General features: G+C 67.9%; 6 protein-coding genes. All 6 read right to left on the bottom strand.

What is annotated here, in order from left to right; genetic code table 11:
• The coding region (locus VFL64_RS09455) for a hypothetical protein (RefSeq protein ID WP_489540130.1) at positions 1 to 546 on the bottom strand (546 nt) is incomplete at its 3' end.
• Between the two features lie 2 nt (positions 547 to 548).
• Complete coding sequence (locus VFL64_RS09450) at positions 549 to 971, bottom strand: GPW/gp25 family protein (protein WP_489540129.1); 423 nt, start codon at positions 969 to 971, stop codon at positions 549 to 551.
• A gap of 5 nt (positions 972 to 976) precedes the next feature.
• Positions 977 to 1,276 (bottom strand): PAAR domain-containing protein, encoded by a 300-nt coding sequence (locus VFL64_RS09445; RefSeq protein WP_489540128.1) that lies wholly within the window; start codon positions 1,274 to 1,276, stop codon positions 977 to 979.
• A gap of 14 nt (positions 1,277 to 1,290) precedes the next feature.
• Positions 1,291 to 3,081: a type VI secretion system tip protein VgrG gene (gene vgrG, locus VFL64_RS09440; protein ID WP_489540127.1), complete on the bottom strand. Its 1,791-nt coding sequence runs from the start codon at positions 3,079 to 3,081 to the stop codon at positions 1,291 to 1,293.
• A 12-nt stretch (positions 3,082 to 3,093) separates the two neighbouring features.
• Complete coding sequence (locus VFL64_RS09435; RefSeq protein WP_489540126.1) at positions 3,094 to 3,774, bottom strand: CIS tube protein; 681 nt, start codon at positions 3,772 to 3,774, stop codon at positions 3,094 to 3,096.
• A gap of 3 nt (positions 3,775 to 3,777) precedes the next feature.
• On the bottom strand, positions 3,778 to 3,960 hold the full coding sequence (locus VFL64_RS09430; protein ID WP_489540125.1) for a DUF5908 family protein: 183 nt from the start codon (positions 3,958 to 3,960) through the stop codon (positions 3,778 to 3,780).
• Positions 3,961 to 4,003 lie beyond the last annotated feature (43 nt).

Here is a 4,003-nt window from a genome sequence, read left to right as displayed (position 1 = left end):
GCGGTCGGCCAAGGCCGTGGCGGCGGGCTGCTTGATGACGCGCAGCGAGCGGTACCAGTTGTCGAGCGCGCTGGCCATGAGCACGATCTGCTGCGCCAGCCGCTCGGTGGGCAGCGACTCCAGGCCGCGCAGGTAGGCGCCCTGCCAGGCGGCGAGGTCGATGGCGATCAGGCGGGCCAGCAGCAAGGCCTCGTCGGTGCAGAAGAGTTCACCCCAGTTGCCGGCTTCGTGCACGCCGGTGGACGAGGCGGCTCGTGCCGCGCCGTCAGGCGGCCAGGCCAGGCCGGCGCTTTCGGCCACCAGCAGCTCGAAGTCGAGTTCGACGGCCAGGCGCGACTCGTCGCCCGAGGTCTCGTCCGCCAGCAGCCTGCGGCGCGGCGCCGCCTCGGGCTCGGCGAGGAAGCGCAGGCTGGCGCCCAGGCTCGCTGACATGGCCACGCGTGCTTCGAGCGGCAGTTCGTCGACCGCGAAGTAGCCCGGCGCGAGCGCGGCGGGCATGCGCTCGGGCTGCTCGGTGCCGTCGCTCGCCGGCAGCTTGGGCGTCATGGTCATGCGCCCTGCCTCAGGCTCGTGCCCTGCGTGAGGTACAGCGGGTACACCATGTTGCTGCGCGTGTTGGTGCGGCGGATGGTGTAGTCGAGCCGGATGCGCAGCAGGCCGCTCTCGTAGAGCTGCTCGGTGTCGATCTCGATGTGCTCCAGCGAGATGCGCACCTCGAAGAACAGCACGGCCTTGGAGATGAGGTCGCGGATCTCCGTGAGCGTGCTCTCGTTGACGCTCTCGAACACCATGCGCCGCAGCGGGCAGCCGTAGCTCGGCTGCATGACGCGCTCGCCCGGCGTGGTGGAAAGCAGGATGCGCAGGCTCTCCTCGATGTCCTGCTCGTTCGAGACCAGCATCGCGTGCTTGTTGCGCGGGTCGAAGCTGGGCGGGAAACCCCAACCGGTGCCGAGGAAGTTCTGGTTGGCCATCACCCTCACCCGCCAATCAGCACGTTGGGGCAACCCAGCACCACGCTGCCGCCGTGGGCCGTGGCGTCGCCCAGGCGCGCCGCCGGCTTGCCGCCGATGAGCACGGTGGTCGAGCCCTGGATGATGGTGTCGGGCGGGCCCACGCACACCGCGTTGTCGCCCAGCACCGCCGCGGGCAGCTTGGCGATCAGCACGGTCGGCACACCCGGCCCGATCACCGGCCCGCCCACGTGCGGGATGGGCGGCAACCCGGGCGTGACCATCGGGCATACGTGCATGTCGGTGAGGCGGGCGGCGGGCGGCATGGTGCTCGTCTGCGTCAGTTGATCATCACCATCGCGCCCTTGACCGTCGTCTGCCCCGAGGCCGACAACTCCGCCGTGGCCGAGCCCTTGCCGACGAAGCCGACCTGGGCCTCGCAATTGACATTGAGCCCGCTGCTCTTCACGTCGGCCTTGGAGCTGATGGTGATGGCGCCCACCGCGTCGACCGTGATCGTTCCCTTGGCGGTGAGCTTGATGTCCTTCGGGCTGTCGAGCGTGATGCCGCCAGGCGCCAGCTCGACCTTGTTGCTGTTCTGGTCCTGCAGCAGGATGGACTTGTCCTTGTCGCTGAGCACGATCTTGTTGTTGCCCGGCGTGGTGATGGTGATGACCTTGTCCTTCTCGTCGAACTCGAGCTTCAGCTTGCTGCGCGTGACGATGGCCTTGGTGTCGTTCTCGGCCGCCAACGCATAGGCCGGCGCGCGCTGGCTGCTGTACAGGCTGCCCAGGATCACCGGGTACGAGGGGTCGTTGTTGAAGTAGCCGAGGATCACCTCGTCGCCCACCTCGGGGATGAAGAAGGTGCCGAAGCCCTTGGAGCCGTGCAGGCTGGCCAGGCGTGCCCACACGCCGTCGGTGGCGGCCTGCATCACCGGCACCGAGACCTGAATGCGCTGCTCGCCGTCGGGGTCGGCGTCGAGCTTCTTCACCACGCCGATCTGCAGCCCCTCCACGCCCGGCACCAGGCCGGCCGCGGGGCGCGACATCACGTCCGGCCGCTCGGTGAACCACGCGGGCGAGAGGCCGAACTCCACCTCGGTGATCCAGTTGCCGTCGGCGATCTCGTGCGTGAACGCGCCGACGAACACCTTGCCGCTGAAGCGCTGGCCCACGCCCACGAGCTCGATCAGGCTGCCGAGCTTCGTCTTGGCGCTGCCCTGGAACCTGATGCGCCCGCGCAGCCGCGCCAGGGCGGCCTTGCGCTGCTGCGCCTTGGCCCAGCCGGTCAGCGACTCCTTGAGCACCGGAGCTGCGGTCTGCAGGCGGTAGCTGTCGAGCGCGATCACCTTGGCGAGAGTGGCCGAATCGAGGTTGCCTTGCGCATTGAGCGTTTCGGGCGAGGCCGCCGTGCCCTGCACCACGGCCTGCGTCTTCATGTCCCACGACGTGGCCTGGGCCGAGGCGAACTGCGTGCGCGCGTCCATCTCGGCCTGGAACTCGATCAGGTCGAGGCCGTAGCTGACGGTCAGCACCGGCTCGGCCGAAGCGTCCGGCGACTTGACGGCGACGGTGCCGTCGGTCACGGCCACCAGCAGGCCGTTGGCGTCGGCGCGCGACAGCAGGTAGTCCCAGTCGCTGCAGTAGTACTGCACCAGTTCGCCGAATTGCACGCTGGTGGATTCGACGTCGGCCGTGAGGCCGTGCGCCGAGATCAGCTTGCCGATGATGTCGCTGTCGGTCTGGTCGACAAAGTTGGCGTTGCAGCGGCCAATGGTCATGGCCACCGCCTTGTCGCGGCATTCGACCACCAGGCGCGCATCGTTGTTGCCGGCGACGCGCAGGCTGTGCTTGATGACCACGCCTTCGAAGATCGTGGTTTCGTCGTTCCCGTAGCCGGCGCTGACCTTGATGGCGGCGCCCGGCTTGAGCTCGTCGGTGTCGCTGAGCGGGAAGCTCTGCTCGGGCATGTCGCCGTCGTTGAACACCAGGCGTGCCGTGGGCACCATGTTGATCGCGCGCTGCACCGAGAGCGAGACGAGGCTCGCCGTCTCGGGCAACGCGTTGCCGTTGCTGGAGATGCTGACGCGAACGACGCCTTCCGCGTCGAGCAGCGGTGAGTCGGCCATGGCCGGGAACCCCTAGGCCAGCGGCGGGAAGTGCAGCGTCCCGCCCGGAGTGAGCCTGCGAAAGTCGACCAGCCGGTTGAAACGCGCCACGTCCGGGTAGTAGGACGGGTCGCCGTAGATGCGCTCGCACAAGAGCGGCAGCGTGTCGCCGTCGCGCACTTCCACGAGGTGGCTGAGGTCGGGCGAGGAGCGGTTGGACTGCAGCTCGGCCTCCTTGTTGCTCATGGCCCCCATGAAGCTCAGTTGCACCTTGGCGCGCAACGGATCGCCACTGGGTTTGAACAGCGTGTAGCTGGTCGAGATGCTCTCCAGCCGGCCGAAGAAGATCAGCGTGCCCCACAGCAGGCGCACGTGGCCGGGCTCGTGCTGGTCGCCCACGTAGCGGTAGATCACCTTGAGCAGCTTGTCGAGCTGGGTCTTCACGCTGGGTACCGCCTGGCCGGGCGAGGCCGGCATCACGGCGCCGGTGCCGTCGAGCACGATGGAGAAGCCCACCTTCTCGGGGTTCATGCCCATGAACTTCGGGTCTTTGCCGACCTGGCCCGCCGTCTTGGTGCTGTCGTAGGTGATGACGTGGTCGTGCTTGAACTCGGCCGGGTTGATCATCACCGTGAACTCGGCCGAGTCGTCCAGGCGGATGGTGCCGCGCCGGTTGATGAAACAGCGCGTGAGCTTGAGCAGGGTCTTGGTCATAGGTCAGCGTTCGCGCAGGTCTTGCAGCCGTTCGCTCAACTGCTCGTGGAGCCAGGCCTTGCACTCGGCCAGGATCTGTTCCCGGATCTGCGCCACCAGCTCGGGTGGCGCCGCCTCGCGCCGGATCGCGGCGGGCTCACCGGTGAGCTGCGACTTGACGAGCAACTGGCGAACTTCGATGGTCATCGCGCTCACACCTCGCGCTTGGAGAAGGCGTAGCTCAGCTCGA

It is taken from the genome of Rhizobacter sp., assembly GCF_035702065.1.
GTDB lineage: Bacteria > Pseudomonadota > Gammaproteobacteria > Burkholderiales > Burkholderiaceae_C > Rhizobacter.
This window is presented reverse-complemented; position numbering and strand designations above follow the sequence as displayed.

Excerpts from the sequence above, each read along its gene's own strand:
- VFL64_RS09435 (WP_489540126.1), bottom strand. The coding sequence starts at position 3,774 with ATGACCAAGACCCTGCTCAAGCTCACGCGCTGTTTCATCAACCGGCGC.
- vgrG (WP_489540127.1), bottom strand. The coding sequence starts at position 3,081 with ATGGCCGACTCACCGCTGCTCGACGCGGAAGGCGTCGTTCGCGTCAGC.
- VFL64_RS09445 (WP_489540128.1), bottom strand. The coding sequence starts at position 1,276 with ATGCCGCCCGCCGCCCGCCTCACCGACATGCACGTATGCCCGATGGTC.
- VFL64_RS09450 (WP_489540129.1), bottom strand. The coding sequence starts at position 971 with ATGGCCAACCAGAACTTCCTCGGCACCGGTTGGGGTTTCCCGCCCAGC.
- VFL64_RS09430 (WP_489540125.1), bottom strand. The coding sequence starts at position 3,960 with ATGACCATCGAAGTTCGCCAGTTGCTCGTCAAGTCGCAGCTCACCGGT.